Genomic DNA, 14,433 nt, shown 5'->3' on the forward strand with positions numbered 1-14,433 from the left:
GGGAAGAGGAGGTTTGGGTGTTGTTTATTTGGGGTGGCTAGGTTGATGAGGTTATTTGATTTTGTTTTTTTTAAGTGGAGTCGCAAGTCTCTGGCTGATGGGTTTTTCCTGTTGTTACTTGTGGGGGTGACGGTTGTAGTAACCTCTATTTATGTTTCTAAGGAATACACTTTTTATTGGTGGGATTATGCTGGTTATAATAATGCTACAGTGGAACTTGTTAAGTCTTTTCGGGAATCGCCAGATCAGGCATTACGTGCAGTTATAGAATCGCTGGCTAAGGAGAAGAATCTTTTGATTTCGGTGCCTTTAGTGCCGTTTTTGCTATTGTTTGGTGATTCTCGGTTGAGTTATATTCTCAGTGTGTCTCTGATTTATGTGTTGCCCTTTCGTTTGTTGTTGGGGGCGATTTCTGCTAAGCTAATTCTTTTCGATTCGCGCCAGGTGTTTTGGTCAACTGTAGCGATTAGTTTGCTGATTCCGATGAGTTGGATTCCGACTTTACGGGGATATTTGGATACTGGTGGTTGTGTTTTTTTAGCTTTGGCAATTTTAGTTTATCTGCATGATGTTAAGCTAAAATATTGGTGGCAAATTCTGTTGATTGGCGGTTCGCTGGCTATGGCGATTTTGTTTAGGCGACATTTTGCTTATAGTGCGATCGCCTTTTTTGGTGCTGCTATATTTCAGTATTTAATCAATTTTATTTTAACCTATAAAAGTAGGCAAAGTCAAGCTATATTTGTATTGTTAATTTCTGGGGTTAAGTTGGGTTTGATTGCGGCAACTAGCTTGGCTGTTTTAATGCTGGTGGCTGGAGATTTTACTCGCAGTGCTCTGACGGTTGATTACCGCAATTTATATTTGGCTTGGAGTTTGTCGGTTCCTGATATTTTAACTCGTTATGCTTCTTTTTACGGTTTGGGAACTTGGCTGTTGGTTGTGATTGGTTTTTCGGCGGGAATGATGACGGGGCTTCTCGTTGGTGAGGCTGTGGTTTTTGTTTCCATATTTGGGATTTTGTCACTGATTGCATGGCTTTTGGTCTTGCGTTATGGCTATTTGCACTATACAATTCATGTTACACCGATCGCACTTTTAGGATTATCGGCATTTTTCTGGACAAGTTGGCTGACATTCCAAGGCAAAGTTCGATATGTGATGCTGGGTGTAGCTGGTTTGTATCTGACTGTGAATGCAGTTTTGGGGTTAATTCCGCTGAAGTTTGATTTTTCTGCGCTGTTTGTGGCTAGTTTTGGGCCTTTAGTGCGATCGGACTACGGCGAAGTGGTAAAATTGGTTGAGTTTCTGAGAAAAATTGCGCCCAATCAGGAACCAATTTATATTGCTGGTGCTTCTAATAGTTTTAATGCTAATATTCTTAAACAAGCTAACCGTAAGTTGAATCCGCCGGAGGGTTGGTGGAAATTAAACACTCTTGGTAGGCCATTAATTGACTCTCGCGATACTTACCCGCTACCGGAGTTGTTGATGTCGCAATATGTGGTGGTTGCTACGCCTTTTCAGCAGGTGTTGCTGAGTGATGAACAGGTTTTGCGCCCAGGGGAGCAAGATGTTGTTAAAGTTGTCTATGATGCTTTTACTCAAAATTGGGAAATTTCCCGTGATTTTGAGCTTTTACCCGAACAGTTTCAGCTAGAAAATGGTGTCATAGTCAGAGTTTACCGGAGAATGCGCCCAAGTGCGATCGCGACAGCCATCAAAACCCTTCACGCTATGCAGCAGCAAATAGGCGAAAAACCAGGCACTCAATTAGATTGGATCGGCTTAAATCAGTCTGTTTACACCAGCCCTAATTATTCTGTTACCAAAGAAGCTCATAACTTATATCATATTGTAACTCATCCCATTAAAAATTCCCAGCAAATTGATACATCTTTTTTATATTTAGGTTCCCTTTCCGCAAAAAATACAATCTTAGGCCAACTTAATTTACCTAACAAACAATGTCAGGGAGTTTCCCTGCGGTTGACTTTGTGGAACAATCAAGGTAAATTAATCAACTCTAGTGAAACAGTTTATAATTCAACTGCTTTACCCAAATTAAATCTCTTAATTGAGGGAAAAAATCCCAATTATTTACTCCTTGAGGTATTCAGTACCAATAAACAAGACTTAACCAACCAATGTCAACTGGAAATTAACAATTTAACCATATCAACTCAAAAAAGTTGAACCGTCAATGCAGAAATCTCAAAAATCTAACTGGTATTTTAACTTATCCATCTATACCTTTGTTATCATCGGTGCGTTGATAGCAACAGGCTATCAATTTCCCGTAGGAGGCAACTTTCCCGAATTGCCACAAATCCTACATCTCCTAAATCCTGAACTCTATAAAAATGACTATCATGTTCAGGAAATGGTTAAATTTAATCCTAGATATTACTATTATCATATCATTTATTTCTTGGCAAATCTAGGGTTAAGTATTCCCTTAGTACATTTTATTTATCAATTCCTAGCCTTTGGTTCAGTTGTCCTAGCTTGTCATGCCATTGTCAACATATATACTAACGCAAAACTGCCCGCAGCAGCCATGACTTTTTTATGTTTAGCATCCTCATTTACAGATGTTGGGAACACGCTGATATTTTCTACCAAATCCGTACCCAGTACCTTTGCAATGGGTTTCGCAATCTGGGGAATTTACTTTAGTTTGCGTCAGAAATGGCTGACAGGATATTTCTGTTTTGGACTAGCTTGTTTGTTGCAATTTCTAGTTGGTTTGTTGCCGGGGTTAATGATGATGCCTGTGCTGATTCTTGAATCTGTAAAACAGCGAAGGTTCAAAAATCTAATTTTGGCGATCGCACTTTTAGCCACAATGGCAAGTATCGTTTATTTACCGATGTTATTAACAGGTACTACCGGCACTCATACTATGAACAATGCCGAGTTTGTCTACATTCACGCAAAAATTCGCAATCCCCACCACATCCTCCCCTCTAATTGGAATGTGGGCAACAATTGGTTAAACTTTATCTGTTTAATTATTGGCGGTTTGCTTTGCATCAAAAATACGAATACACTGCGAAAAACAGACAAAATTAACTTTTATATAGTTATTGCTACATCAATTTTTGCCTTATTGTTAAATTACCTATTTGTAGAATTTTACCCAGTGGCTTTAATTGCCAAACTCCAGTTAGCCAGAACCGTACCTTTTGCTCAAATAATTATATTTATCGCTATCAGTTTGCTAATCGATAGACTTTACCAAGCAAAACAGCTAGCTATGGCGTTGTTATTGCTCATTATCCTGACTTTACCCAACCGAGGTATTTTATTTTTAGGATTATTTGTATTTGTATCAATTTGGCAAACCCAAAAATATACCATCCCCAAACCTTACACTATTTTGCCGTGGATTTTTACCGCAGCAACATTAATTGGTAGCTTAATATATCCACTGACTAATTCAGGAGAAATAATAGAGAGGATAATTAGCATACCTGTTTTATTTTTAATTCTAGCGTTTCCCTTCATCTTAGAAAAACTCTCATTTTCTACAGCAATAAAACAAGTAGCTACCTATCTATTAGCTTTCTTCACTACCAGCATTTTAGTTTTAGGAATAGCCGGAATTATCCCCAAACCCCTGTTAGATATATTTCAAACTAGAATTAATATCAATGCCATTCCCCAAGACGACTTAAACCAATTAGCCCTACGCTTCTCCAAAACTAGCAGTCTAGATGCACTGGTATTAATTCCACCCTCAGTCACCAGTTTTCAATACTTTTCCCAAAGAGCAGTTGTAGTCAACTTCAAGAACTTTCCCTTGACAGAAACAGGTATCAAAGAATGGCAAAATCGCATGGAAAGCGTGTTAGGAGTCTCCTTGAATCCGCAAATGATTTGGGGAGGAAATGACTTATTCAGTCGCCGCAATAGTAGCGATTTAGTCGCAGTTGCTAGAAAGTATCGCGCCGATTATATCCTAACTCGTAGTGACTGGCATCCTAATATTCAAGGGGAAATAACAGACAAACAAGGCAAATGGATACTGTATAAAATTAGGTAATGGGGAATTGGGAATTGGGAATGGGGCTACCCCCTCTGCCCCCCAAGGGCGGAAGGAAGAAGGAAGAAGTGGCTTATCTTTGAGTGGGGCGGGTTTAGGAGATTGTGGGTTTTAGGCAATTATTGTTTGTAAAACCCGCACCTACAAAAATTGGGATTATACCAAAATCAATCTACCGGAATTGATTTAACAAGCCAGACTTTGAGCCGTATTATTACGAGTAAAAGAGTTCCAAGTACCTAACTCCTTGGAACTACGACTGCACAGCATGGCTCTCGCTTCCTCGGTCAACCCTTGTACTAAACTAAAATCAGCACCAGCAATACTTTTTAATTGTTCTAAATTCGCCCCTGTCAAATCAGCAGCCCGTAAATCTGCTCCCTGTAACTCAGCGCCAATTAATATTGCATTCCGCAAATAAGCACCGGTGAGTAAAGCATTTTGAAGAGTTGCGCCACTTAAGGCTGCTCCCTCTAAATTTGCGCCGGTTAAATCGGCTCCATTGAGATAAGCACCTCGCAGATTGCAGTAACTCAAATCTGCTCCTCTGAGGTTTGCTGTATTCAAAAAAGCCCCACTGAGACTAGCTTTTGGCCCAATTGCTTCGATCTTTTGGTAATTAAATCCTTCTGGCCACAGCGTATGGCGATCGTATAATGCTAATTTGAATTTAGCAGATTCTAGGTTGGCATCGACTAAATTGCAACCTTGTAAATCTGCCCGAAATAGATAACTTGCTTGTAAATTTGCACCGCTCAAATTGGCGTCTCTGAGACTAGCCCGCCGTAAATCAACTCCTTGGAGATTTGCACCTTGTAAATTGGTTTTGCTGAGGTTCGCCCCGATTAAGTTGGTGCCGCTCAAGTCCATCCCGGATAAATCCATCTGGCTGAGGTTGATTCCCTGGAGGTTGGTTTGAGCTAGACTTTTACCTTGCTCAATAGTTTGTAAAACTTCTGCGAGAGTCAGCGGTTCTGAGAGGAAAAATGAGTGTTGATGAAGTGTCATTAGGTTTTTTGAAGATTTATTGATGGAATTGCTCAAAGTTGTCCGGTGTCCTTTATCCTAGAATTTGACTGTTGTGCGATCGCCTTTTGTTAATTTTCTTAACCAAAATCCGATCCTTTCCTCCTCCCATCCCTCTTCACAAGGGGATTTGCTCGGTTCCTCTCCCTAAGTTGACACAGAAATGCTGCTAACACCACCGATGACTATGATGGATTTCTTTCGCAAAAGTGAGGGCGTTTGGTTCACTCAGCGAACAGTCCATAATTTTGATACTGCTGCTGCTGATGAGTCGGGAGAATCTAATGTGATCGTTGATCTCTTGTCCATAGATGATCCCAGAGTCTTGGAAGTTTGTCAACAGCAGAATGTAGATCCCGCTTTAGTTAGTGGGGGATGCAGTTTCATGTGGCAGGATAATTTGGATGATGCTACCCCGAACCAAAATTATGCTGCAATTCTGATCGATGTACCGAATCCCAATAACCCCAAGATGGGCAAGTTTCTGCGAAATCGCGGCTACGTTGAAGGCATTCCCGTAATTGGTATTTACAATTTTGCTGAGGATGGGGTGTTGACTATTGAGACGGAATATGAGACAAATCAAGGACAGGAACGCTGTTGGTTTATTAACGATCATTTTCGGGTACGGGTGATGACCGTTCAAATGAGCAATGGGGTTAAACAAATGGCATACTGTTCTGAGCGTCGTTGTATTTCTCAGTCTGTTTTAGAAGAGATGCTGGAACAAAATCGCTTGAGAGTTTCTGGGGTTGCTGCGGTTTGAGGTTAAAGTCATATTAAAGCAAAAATACCAGGCGATTGAAATCGCGGCTACAAAAACAAAGTCCGCCTCCGCGGACTAATTATCAAAATATCAAAACTATGTCTGAAAACGAAGAATTAACACCATCTGATATTGATGAATCTGCCGAGGATTCAACACAGATAAATGCTGAAGAATTGGTGGAAGTGATTGCGGAATTTGAGCGGTATCGGGAACGTTTGGTGAGTGAAACGATCGCTGCGGCACAAAAGGCAAAGCTACCCCAGAAACCAGCTCTGGCTAAAATTGAGCCGGAACTGGCTAAAATTGATGCTGGACTTGAGAGTCTCCGCGCTCAATTGGCTGCTATAACTACTAATAATTAGGGGATAACTATGGTTAATGCTAGCGATCAATCTCAGGACGATCCAATTGTATTGGCTCATGCAAAAGCAGATGCTTTTCTGCGGGAAGTTACTGAACAAATAGATTTAGATACTTTCGATGCTAATGATTCTGAGATTTTGAAGCGCTTGGTTGAATGTATGGGAGATTCGCGGGGGATGACTCGACTGCGTTTCGCGGAAACTTTGGCGGAAATTGGTGAAGCTGCGACTCCTGTTTTGTTGGATGGTTTGGCAAATCATCCTAATCCCGTGGTGCGACGTGCGGCGGCTAAAACTCTGACTTTGATTGCCGATCCGACGGCGGTTCCTCATCTAATTCATGCTTTGTTGAACGATCAGGATACGGTGGTTAAGGGTTCATCTATTGGCGCGCTGGCGAGGATTGGGGAGCCGTCTGTGCAGGCTTTGTTGGATATTTTAGCATCGAAGGATTTGCCGGAAAGTACGATCGGTCATGCGGCTTGGGCGTTGGCGTTTATTGGGGCGGGGGCGAAGGAGTATTTGTATCAAGCCATAGCTTCAGATTCGCCTGTGGTGCGTGGTGCGGTGGTAGGTGCGATCGCCAAAGTTGCACAGGAAGAGCCCAAAGCGGAGTTATTTGAGATTTTGGTTAAGTCTCTGACGGATGTTGATGTGGATGTGCGTTGTGAGGCGGCTGCTGCTTTGGGAAATCTCGCCTATAAGCCTGCAATCCCCAATCTGATTGAGTTACTGGATGGTGGTGATGGGGAAACTCGCAGGGCGGCGGCTTTGTCTTTGATGAAAGTAGGCGATCGAAGTGCGATCGAACCGCTACAAGCTGCATTAGCGAAGGAATCGGAAGTGGCGATTCAAGGTGTGATTAAGTTAGCAATTTCTCAAATTAAGTAAAAACATGACTGAATCTGGAACCGGGCGGATGCTGCTTTCTCATAATTTTGATATAGCAGAGGGTGTTTTTCCACCCTTGAGTCGGGAAGATTTGACTCTGGTATTTGTTGATGGTTTAAGCCAATATCCTGAGATTAAGTGTCGTCAATTAAATCATGCTCATTGGATGGTAGAAATTTTATTTTCTACTCATGATTTTGCGCCACCTCAAGTTGGGGAATTTTGCGCTCAAGCTTTGGTAGATAAGCGAAAGAGTCAAGGGAAAGCCGATGATTCTTTTCCTGATATTTTGATTTTAGCGGGGTTGAAGAAGACTCCGCCATTGAGTAGCGATGTTGAGGCGCTACAAACCGGAGAATGGGGGGTTGATGTGGTGGAAACTCAGTCTGCTGAGAGTTTCTTGATGGCGATGGGCTGGGAGGATAAAACGGCTGGGAAAAGTATTGAGGATGTTTTTAAGGTTGAAAGGAGAAAAGGGTAAAAGGATAAAAGGCTGAGTTAACCAGCCGTGATATCTTTTTGATTGATACTGTTGAAACAACAACCAAACGTCACTCGATACTTAGTCTGCCATTTTTCAACTTTCCTCATCATCTTGTCCTGGTAAATCTAAAGCAATCATTAAAGCGCGATTAAGTTCGGCAATTTTTGCCTCTGAAAGCTTTCCCAGCATTTGCAAAAGTCTAGTTTTTGCCAATACCCGCACTTGATCCGCTTTAACAATTGAATCCCTTTCTAATCCTCCATCAGGAGCTTTAATCAAAACCTGAGATGGAAAAATGCGCTTGTTTTGTTGATAAGTGGTACAGGGAACTGCCAAAACGACTGGACTACTAGCATTAATTACGTCGCGACTGACTATAATCACCGGACGATTTCCCCCTTGTTCAGAACCTTCCACAGGATCGAGACGAGCTAAATAAACCTCTCCTCTTTTCATTCTTGAGACTCCGCTAATTTAAAAGCCTCCCAAGAAGCTGTAGCAAATTCAGCCTCCATCTGTAAAACTTCAGCTTGATATTCTGGATCGCTTGTCATTTCTGCTAGTGCTTCATCAATTTCAGCTCGTTTCAGCGCTGCTAATTCTCGACAAATAGCCCGCATAATAAATTCATCACGACTCTTGGCTTTTCCCTGGTTTACTGCTTTATCAGTCGCTTCTAGTAAATTAGCAGGGAGACTGATTTTTGCTTCAATTGTAGGATTAGACATGAAAATCACTCCTAAATGAAACCTGAATGTTCTCTAGATATCTATCTTAACTCTTTTTTTCAAAATAGTGATGGATTAGGCGATCGAGGATGTTTTAAGGTTGAAAGGAGAAAGGGGTAAAAGGTGAAAAGTTGCTTGGAAAGTAAAAGCTAAGTCCCGAAGCGCTGATTTTGACGTTCACCACACTATCTATCTCCCGTAGATTAAATGATTGAACTGAAGTTTATTGGGTCTACTAATTTTCAGCATCCTATCAGGACGGTCATGAATCTCAGTTAAACGGTCATTAGTCTCAGTTGAGCGATTATTGCGTGTTTTTCCTTTGGGAATGCTAATATGACCGATACTGACAAAACGATATTCATAAGCATCAAGGAAGTTTTGTTGATGCCAAAATGCTTTGCCGATTTCCTTACAATAATCAACAAAGCATTTTGCGCCCGTTAGTTGCTGGATAATGTTTCTAGTCTGGCCTTTCTTTTTCTTCATCTCAATACAAAAGATGATTTTTTCTGTGGGAGTATCAGCAATGATCACAAAATCTGCGCGTCTACACTGACCTTTTAAGCTGGTAAAAATCTTGCTTGGTGCTAGGAAAGCATCGGCTTTAATGACAATAACTTGAGCATCATCAGGCATTCCATCAATCGTTACAGAATAGTCAGCACTAGGCTCTTTGAGTATAACTTGCTTTTTACCTTTGTGTTCTTCCAATGGAACTGTAGCACTTTCTTGAATCATCTCTTTGAGGATCGCAATATCACACATCAATCCTCACCCCAGACAATCGCTTCCTGAATCCGGTTCATTTTTTCAATGGTTGTATCAAAACTGCGGGCTTCAATACCCATTTCAGGATCGATATCGGCTGGTGTAAGAGTTTGACATTTATTTGTTTTTGTCTTCCCTGTCTCTTCCGCAATATAAACCTTGATTTTGTTAGACGAAATTAGTTCTACTTCCCTATAACCTTCTTCTTCAGCAATTTGCTTCAGATGAGGTTTATCGTGGTTAAGCATAATCAACGTATTCAATTCTTTAATAATGTAATCGCTGTGGGTAGTGATAAAAACCTTAATACCCAGATTTACCAAGCGAGCAAATAGACGTGCGACGCGGCACTGGTTTTCAGGATGTAGATTCAATTCGGGTTCATCTATCATCAATAAATCGCCAATTTGAGCCTCATGTTTGAGGTAAAAACCGATGGCTAATAGAGAACGTACAGCACTAGAACTTTCATCCATAGAAAGCTTGAGCTTTTTACCATTGGGCTCATAATAAAGTTCATCATTACGGGTAACAGTGTATTGGCCACCGATTATGTCAGCAAAATACTCCAGTATATCAGGATGTTTCTCGGCAATAAAACTGCTTTTCTTGACAATGGTTTCCAGTTCCCTTGTAAAGTCAACGTTTGTGTTGATTGGCAAAGCGTAGTCCTGATAAGCAGCTTTAAATAAAAGCTCCATTGGATTGATATTATTGTTGCTTTTACCCATTTGTTCAAGCAATCTATTACGGGCAAAATTCAACTCTTTGCGAAAAATAGCTGCACCAGTTCGCTCTACACTAGCGATAAAAGGACGAGGAATAATTTCGTCGAAAATGATATGTTTCAGTGCATCGGCAATGGTTTTTTTAAGTATTTCATTGGGAATTTTTGCCTTTTCTTTTTCAACTAGCAATGTGACAACTAATTCTTTACTCTCTTCTCTTTTGGTCATCGAGAATAATTCGACATTGGCAGATCCTATGGTTAGTTCAAATTTGCCTGTTAAACTAATATTTTTGATGTCTAGGTTTACGTGAAACTCTGTTTTTTTAAATCTTTTAGCTGGCGCTGCAAAAATCTGAGGTAATTGCTGTGTATAAACTTGACAAGCTTTAGAAACAATTTGCTCAGCCTGTTCGACATATTTTTGTATATCTAGATGAATTACGCCGTCAGCAAGGAGTTGTTGGATTTTGTCGTCGTTGATTGCGATCGCCAAAATCTGCCGCCAAGTAAACAAAAAGCCAAACAGTGCATAGGTAGCATAGGTTTTTCCTGTATTGTTGCCGCCACAAATAATTGTCAACTCGCCCAGGGTGAATTCGGCTTGTTTTAGGGCACCAAGATTTTTGACTTTAATTTTCATCAGAAAATTGGGTAGAAACCCCGTCCTTTTAGGACGGCTTGACAGTTCTCCAGGAATTGTAAGCTAAGAACTTACAATCTGTTGGTTTTGCATTTTGACACAAGCGTTTACCTGTATCAAGGCTGTGTAAGCTAATCCGAGATTTTTTAGCGTCCTCACCACCTACGTAGCACTTTCCATATTTGGGGTGTTTAACAATTCCTCCACGCTTCAATCCTTGCGACATAGAGCCACCATAGGGACGGCGAACGCCATCTGAACCTGGGTTGAAAACGTGCAATTGTCGGCGATAAATTCGGATTGGTTTGCATTCCATCACTGTTGTGTTTTCTGGGAAAGAATCACCACCTACTAGCAAATAAGCTAGTACCCAAGAGTCAACACAATGAGCTTTGAACTCATTTGACAGCTTGGCTTTAGACTTTTTTAAACTCAATTCTTGACGAGTTAGGAATGTGTCATGGTATCCGTCAAACTTAGTGACAGGCGCAATCTTTTCCAACTCGGAATAACACCACTGCTTTCCTACTTCAAGAGGAGAGAACGATGTATTCCATGTCTTACTGCCTTTTTTTGTCGTAGCTTTAACGTCCTCAATACCAATATGAGAGATGGGAAAAATTGCTGCTAAAACTTTGACTACTCGAATCTTGATCTGCCAGCGCGCTTTAGTGCTAGGGGGAATCCCGCCACGCTTGCGATTTTGGCGATTGGGCCGATAGGGTGTTTTTCGATAACGTCGAGCGCGTCTGGTATTGGTACTAGCTTCTTCGGCATCTTTTACCCAATCAACAGCATGAAATTGTTGGTTGATGTAAGTGTGAGCTTTTGATTTTACCGTGTACCCTTCACGTTTAGATCCGGGATCGATCCCAACAGCTACGGGTTGCGTATGACGAGTTGAAGGTTGGACATTTAATCGAACACAAAATACTCCTTTGCGAAAGAATGGCGTTGCTTTTCTGGACTTAATCCAACGCTCTGCCCTTGCTGGTGTTGTTGGCATTAAAGGACGTTGATCGAAGTCCACGACAGGGACGTATTGCATAGCGTTTGTTTGGCGATAAGCCTGATTGTTTAATTCCCTTCGACTTTGACTAACAGAGTGGTTACGGGTTAGGAAGAGCGCCTGTAACGTCTTTTGAAGTGCCATCTTCAGCTAGTTCAAATTGGTTTCTCAACCGTTGTCTAGTCCTACTTAGCCTTCGCTTACCTTGCATTCCGCCTCTGGCTTGGTTTCTAGCAAGCCCCGTCCCGATCAGGCGGGGTTAGTGACTGGTGTCTTCCTTAGATTGCAATGTGCCTCAGTTTAGTCTTTATGCAGCCATAAACCTAACTATCTGCACGCTTATAATTCATCACCAAATCCAACCGCGATAAAGAACTTGTCGCTGATTCCCGCACGTAGGAATCCACGGTTTCATCATTGGCAAAGGTGGTGAGAACTTCTATACAACGTCGATCGCCCACAGAAGCCAGCGCACTCACGATCGCCACCTGTACCGCTACATTATCCGTTGTATTCAGCGATTCCACCAAAATCTCAAACGCAGACGAACCCATCTGCCCCAAGGCCATCACGGCTGCAATATGAACCACAGGATTAGCGTCATCGATCGCCTTTTTCAATCCCTGCAAACCGACTTCTGGGAAAGGCAAATCTGGATAATTAATCGCAATTTGCGCCAATACCTTCGCCGCACTCCCTCGCACAGTCACATTCTCACTGTTTAACATGGCGTCAACCACGGGTGGTATGGCATCCTCACCGATCGCACCCAAGGCCTTCACCGCCGCCCGACGATAGGTGACATCTTCATCATCTAAAATGCCCACCAATCGAGAAATTGTATTTTCATCGCGGGAATCAGCAATTTCAAACATCGCCCGATCGCGCATATGAGGATTCGGGTGTTTTAGTTGTTCAAACAAAGCATCGGTTGTCATGGTTTTTGGGGTTTTATAGCAGTTGACAGTTGATAGTTGACAGTTGATAGTTGATAGTTGACAGTTGATAGTTGACAGTTGATAGTTGATAGTTGACAGTTGATAGTTGACAGATGTATAGCGGTTCTCAAAAAAGTGGGATATGCCCGATGCCCGATGCCCGATGCCCGATGCCCTATGCCCTATTAAGATAATTCGGATGTTAAAGAAGTATGAGCATCTATTTTAGCTTGAACTAACCAATCTTGGTCGGCCGCAGCAACTTCATAACCACTGACATCACCAAGTTTTTCTAGTGCCATTAATGCAGCATACTTCAAATCCCAGATTTTAGTTTCCAGACAGGCTTTCAATTCTGGAATCGCCCGCTGTTCTCCCAGTTCCCCCAGGGCGATCGCCGCCGCCGCACGGGATTTCTGAAACTGGGGTTGGGAGTTATTCAAAGCTTCCAATAACAAATCGTAGGCGGTCGAATGTTTTAACCAACCAAACAATTTTACCACATGAAAATGCGCTCCATAGTCATTATTTGCTTCTTCTGCAAACGTTGCAAATAGGGCGGCTGGCGCTTCCTCTGAGTAATTTTCAAGAATCGTTTTAGCCGCTAAATAGCAACGTCCAAAATCTGTTTCGTATAACTGGCGAATCAAAAAGGATAAATCTGGTAATTTTTCATAACTATGTACTAAATCTAAATCTGTTGGATAGTCTCTTAAGGTTTGTTCCAAATAAGGCTGAATGGTAGAAAAAGTCAGGGATTTATCAGCAATTCCTGCTTCGGCTAACATCCTAATTCCTCTCAGCCGAAAGACTAAAGATACGGGACATCTGGCAATATTGGGGATGGCATCGTAGTAACGCGCATCAATCAAATCTTGGATGGATAATCTGCGCCCTAGGACATTTTTGTGTTGCAACATGGCGACAACTTTGCCCATTTGAGAAAAGTCTCTGGTTAAGCGACAAATTGCGGCGATCGCAGAACTAGCAGTCGGCGGGTCAATATCATCGACAAATTTACGAATTCTGGCTAAGGCTGGCTGATAATCTAACTTAGTTAAAGTGTGGATAATTACTCGGTAAGTTTGTCCTGGTTTATCTAGCAATTGAGCAACTTCTTCTAAAACATCTGCATCTTGAGTGCCAATTTCGCCGATCGCCCAAACTGCATTTTCCACCGTGTAGCAGTCATTATCGGCCAGACAGGTGCGAATCACCGGCAATGCTAGCACAGCTTGCAGTCTTCCCAAGGTTTCCACCGACTTGCGGCGCACAATCCGGTTTTCCAGCACTGGATCGGTTTGCTGTACGGCTCGGATCAATGCTGCGATCGATCGATCTGTGGAGAAATTGATCAGGTGGGAAGCAGCGATGTAGCGGGAATCTTCTTCGCCAATTTCAGCTTGGGGCGTATCCAAAAGGGCGATCGCCTGATCTTCTGTTAAATTAAAAAAACTAAAAAATCGTTTATCCATAAAATTATATTAGAAGGAAGAAGGAAGAAGAACCCCCCCCAGCCCCCCCCAATGGGGGAAGGAATCAGGAAGAAGGAATCAGGAAGAAGAACCCCCCCCAGCCCCCCCCAATGGGGGAAGGAATCAGGAAGAAGGAATCAGGAAGAAGAACCCCCCCCCAGCCCCCCCCAATGGGGGAAGGAATCAGGAAGAAGGAATCAGGAAGAAGAACCCCCCCCAGCCCCCCCCAAGGGGGGAAGGAATCAGGAAGAAGGAATCAGGAAGAAGAACCCCCCCCCCAGCCCCCCCCCAAGGGGGGAAGGAATCAGGAAGAAGGAATCAGGAAGAAGAACCCCCCCCAGCCCCCCCCCAAGGGGGGAATGAATCAGGAAGAAGAACCCCCCCCAGCCCCCCCCCAAGGGGGGAAGGAATCAGGAAGAAGGAATCAGGAAGAAACTGTGCCCGATGCCTGATAGAAATTAGCATATGCCTATTAAAACAAAATAACAAGCCTAGGAATTCTTGACTCTTACCTTACCAAAATTGGTAATGCAACGAACCCAGATTTCCCAGACTTGTCGGG

15 protein-coding genes are annotated in these 14,433 nt (G+C 42.4%); 7 read left to right on the top strand and 8 right to left on the bottom strand.

The genetic code is table 11. The features are described from left to right. Positions 1-45 precede the first annotated feature (45 nt). Together P2A85_RS02015 and P2A85_RS02020 are read left to right on the top strand one after the other, a co-directional pair. Positions 46-2,196 (top strand): hypothetical protein, encoded by a 2,151-nt coding sequence (locus P2A85_RS02015; protein ID WP_377481250.1) that lies wholly within the window; start codon positions 46-48, stop codon positions 2,194-2,196. Between the two features lie 7 nt (positions 2,197-2,203). After that, positions 2,204-4,048, top strand: a complete 1,845-nt coding sequence (locus P2A85_RS02020; protein WP_377477245.1) for a DUF6798 domain-containing protein — start codon at positions 2,204-2,206, stop codon at positions 4,046-4,048. 186 nt (positions 4,049-4,234) lie between these two features. Here P2A85_RS02020 and P2A85_RS02025 read toward each other — a convergent pair whose 3' ends face one another. Then, on the bottom strand, positions 4,235-5,056 hold the full coding sequence (locus tag P2A85_RS02025) for a pentapeptide repeat-containing protein (RefSeq protein ID WP_377477246.1): 822 nt from the start codon (positions 5,054-5,056) through the stop codon (positions 4,235-4,237). Positions 5,057-5,237: 181 nt separating this feature from the next. On the opposite strand from P2A85_RS02025, the gene P2A85_RS02030 reads away from it, so the two are divergent. From P2A85_RS02030 to P2A85_RS02045, 4 genes are all read left to right on the top strand, one after another. Then, positions 5,238-5,840: a phycobiliprotein lyase gene (locus tag P2A85_RS02030; protein WP_377477247.1), complete on the top strand. Its 603-nt coding sequence runs from the start codon at positions 5,238-5,240 to the stop codon at positions 5,838-5,840. Positions 5,841-5,938: 98 nt separating this feature from the next. Beyond that, the gene (locus P2A85_RS02035) at positions 5,939-6,205 is read left to right on the top strand and encodes a hypothetical protein (protein ID WP_340550188.1); all 267 of its coding nucleotides are present in this window, start codon (positions 5,939-5,941) and stop codon (positions 6,203-6,205) included. A 9-nt stretch (positions 6,206-6,214) separates the two neighbouring features. Next, the gene (locus tag P2A85_RS02040) at positions 6,215-7,096 is read left to right on the top strand and encodes a HEAT repeat domain-containing protein (protein ID WP_377477248.1); all 882 of its coding nucleotides are present in this window, start codon (positions 6,215-6,217) and stop codon (positions 7,094-7,096) included. A gap of 4 nt (positions 7,097-7,100) precedes the next feature. After that, a complete protein-coding gene (locus tag P2A85_RS02045; protein ID WP_377477249.1) occupies positions 7,101-7,577 on the top strand; it encodes a DUF2656 domain-containing protein in 477 nt (158 codons plus the stop codon). A 96-nt stretch (positions 7,578-7,673) separates the two neighbouring features. On the opposite strand, the gene P2A85_RS02050 is transcribed toward P2A85_RS02045, so the two are convergent. The 7 genes from P2A85_RS02050 to P2A85_RS02080 all read right to left on the bottom strand — a co-directional run bounded on the left by P2A85_RS02050 (position 7,674) and on the right by P2A85_RS02080 (position 13,871). Then, positions 7,674-8,036, bottom strand: a complete 363-nt coding sequence (locus P2A85_RS02050; RefSeq protein WP_293338289.1) for a type II toxin-antitoxin system PemK/MazF family toxin — start codon at positions 8,034-8,036, stop codon at positions 7,674-7,676. After that, on the bottom strand, positions 8,033-8,308 hold the full coding sequence (locus tag P2A85_RS02055; protein WP_293150304.1) for a CopG family transcriptional regulator: 276 nt from the start codon (positions 8,306-8,308) through the stop codon (positions 8,033-8,035). The genes P2A85_RS02050 and P2A85_RS02055 overlap by 4 nt, the downstream gene beginning before the upstream one ends. A 189-nt stretch (positions 8,309-8,497) precedes the next feature. Next, a complete protein-coding gene (locus tag P2A85_RS02060; RefSeq protein WP_377477250.1) occupies positions 8,498-9,079 on the bottom strand; it encodes a hypothetical protein in 582 nt (193 codons plus the stop codon). Continuing rightward, positions 9,076-10,449 carry an AAA family ATPase gene (locus P2A85_RS02065; protein ID WP_377477251.1) on the bottom strand — a complete coding sequence of 458 codons (1,374 nt, stop codon included), beginning with the start codon at positions 10,447-10,449 and terminating at the stop codon, positions 9,076-9,078. Before P2A85_RS02065 ends, P2A85_RS02060 begins: the two co-directional genes overlap by 4 nt. Before the next feature lie 28 nt (positions 10,450-10,477). After that, complete coding sequence (locus tag P2A85_RS02070; RefSeq protein WP_377477252.1) at positions 10,478-11,497, bottom strand: RRXRR domain-containing protein; 1,020 nt, start codon at positions 11,495-11,497, stop codon at positions 10,478-10,480. A gap of 284 nt (positions 11,498-11,781) precedes the next feature. Beyond that, complete coding sequence (locus P2A85_RS02075) at positions 11,782-12,396, bottom strand: HEAT repeat domain-containing protein (protein WP_377477253.1); 615 nt, start codon at positions 12,394-12,396, stop codon at positions 11,782-11,784. A gap of 185 nt (positions 12,397-12,581) precedes the next feature. Next, positions 12,582-13,871 (bottom strand): HEAT repeat domain-containing protein, encoded by a 1,290-nt coding sequence (locus P2A85_RS02080; RefSeq protein WP_377477254.1) that lies wholly within the window; start codon positions 13,869-13,871, stop codon positions 12,582-12,584. A gap of 110 nt (positions 13,872-13,981) precedes the next feature. Between P2A85_RS02080 and P2A85_RS02085 the strand changes: the two genes are divergently transcribed. Further along, a complete protein-coding gene (locus P2A85_RS02085; RefSeq protein ID WP_377477255.1) occupies positions 13,982-14,323 on the top strand; it encodes a hypothetical protein in 342 nt (113 codons plus the stop codon). The last annotated feature ends 110 nt before the right edge of the window (positions 14,324-14,433 follow it).

This window comes from Microcoleus anatoxicus (assembly GCF_042465725.1).
Lineage (GTDB): Bacteria > Cyanobacteriota > Cyanobacteriia > Cyanobacteriales > Microcoleaceae > Microcoleus > Microcoleus anatoxicus.

What these genes read in the sequence shown, in the direction of transcription:
- P2A85_RS02015 (WP_377481250.1), top strand. Translation starts at nt 46, where the DNA reads ATGAGGTTATTTGATTTTGTTTTTTTTAAGTGGAGTCGCAAGTCTCTG.
- P2A85_RS02020 (WP_377477245.1), top strand. Translation starts at nt 2,204, where the DNA reads ATGCAGAAATCTCAAAAATCTAACTGGTATTTTAACTTATCCATCTAT.
- P2A85_RS02025 (WP_377477246.1), bottom strand. Translation starts at nt 5,056, where the DNA reads ATGACACTTCATCAACACTCATTTTTCCTCTCAGAACCGCTGACTCTC.
- P2A85_RS02030 (WP_377477247.1), top strand. Translation starts at nt 5,238, where the DNA reads ATGCTGCTAACACCACCGATGACTATGATGGATTTCTTTCGCAAAAGT.
- P2A85_RS02035 (WP_340550188.1), top strand. Translation starts at nt 5,939, where the DNA reads ATGTCTGAAAACGAAGAATTAACACCATCTGATATTGATGAATCTGCC.
- P2A85_RS02040 (WP_377477248.1), top strand. Translation starts at nt 6,215, where the DNA reads ATGGTTAATGCTAGCGATCAATCTCAGGACGATCCAATTGTATTGGCT.
- P2A85_RS02045 (WP_377477249.1), top strand. Translation starts at nt 7,101, where the DNA reads ATGACTGAATCTGGAACCGGGCGGATGCTGCTTTCTCATAATTTTGAT.
- P2A85_RS02050 (WP_293338289.1), bottom strand. Translation starts at nt 8,036, where the DNA reads ATGAAAAGAGGAGAGGTTTATTTAGCTCGTCTCGATCCTGTGGAAGGT.
- P2A85_RS02055 (WP_293150304.1), bottom strand. Translation starts at nt 8,308, where the DNA reads ATGTCTAATCCTACAATTGAAGCAAAAATCAGTCTCCCTGCTAATTTA.
- P2A85_RS02065 (WP_377477251.1), bottom strand. Translation starts at nt 10,449, where the DNA reads ATGAAAATTAAAGTCAAAAATCTTGGTGCCCTAAAACAAGCCGAATTC.
- P2A85_RS02070 (WP_377477252.1), bottom strand. Translation starts at nt 11,497, where the DNA reads ATGCAATACGTCCCTGTCGTGGACTTCGATCAACGTCCTTTAATGCCA.
- P2A85_RS02075 (WP_377477253.1), bottom strand. Translation starts at nt 12,396, where the DNA reads ATGACAACCGATGCTTTGTTTGAACAACTAAAACACCCGAATCCTCAT.
- P2A85_RS02080 (WP_377477254.1), bottom strand. Translation starts at nt 13,871, where the DNA reads ATGGATAAACGATTTTTTAGTTTTTTTAATTTAACAGAAGATCAGGCG.
- P2A85_RS02085 (WP_377477255.1), top strand. Translation starts at nt 13,982, where the DNA reads ATGGGGGAAGGAATCAGGAAGAAGGAATCAGGAAGAAGAACCCCCCCC.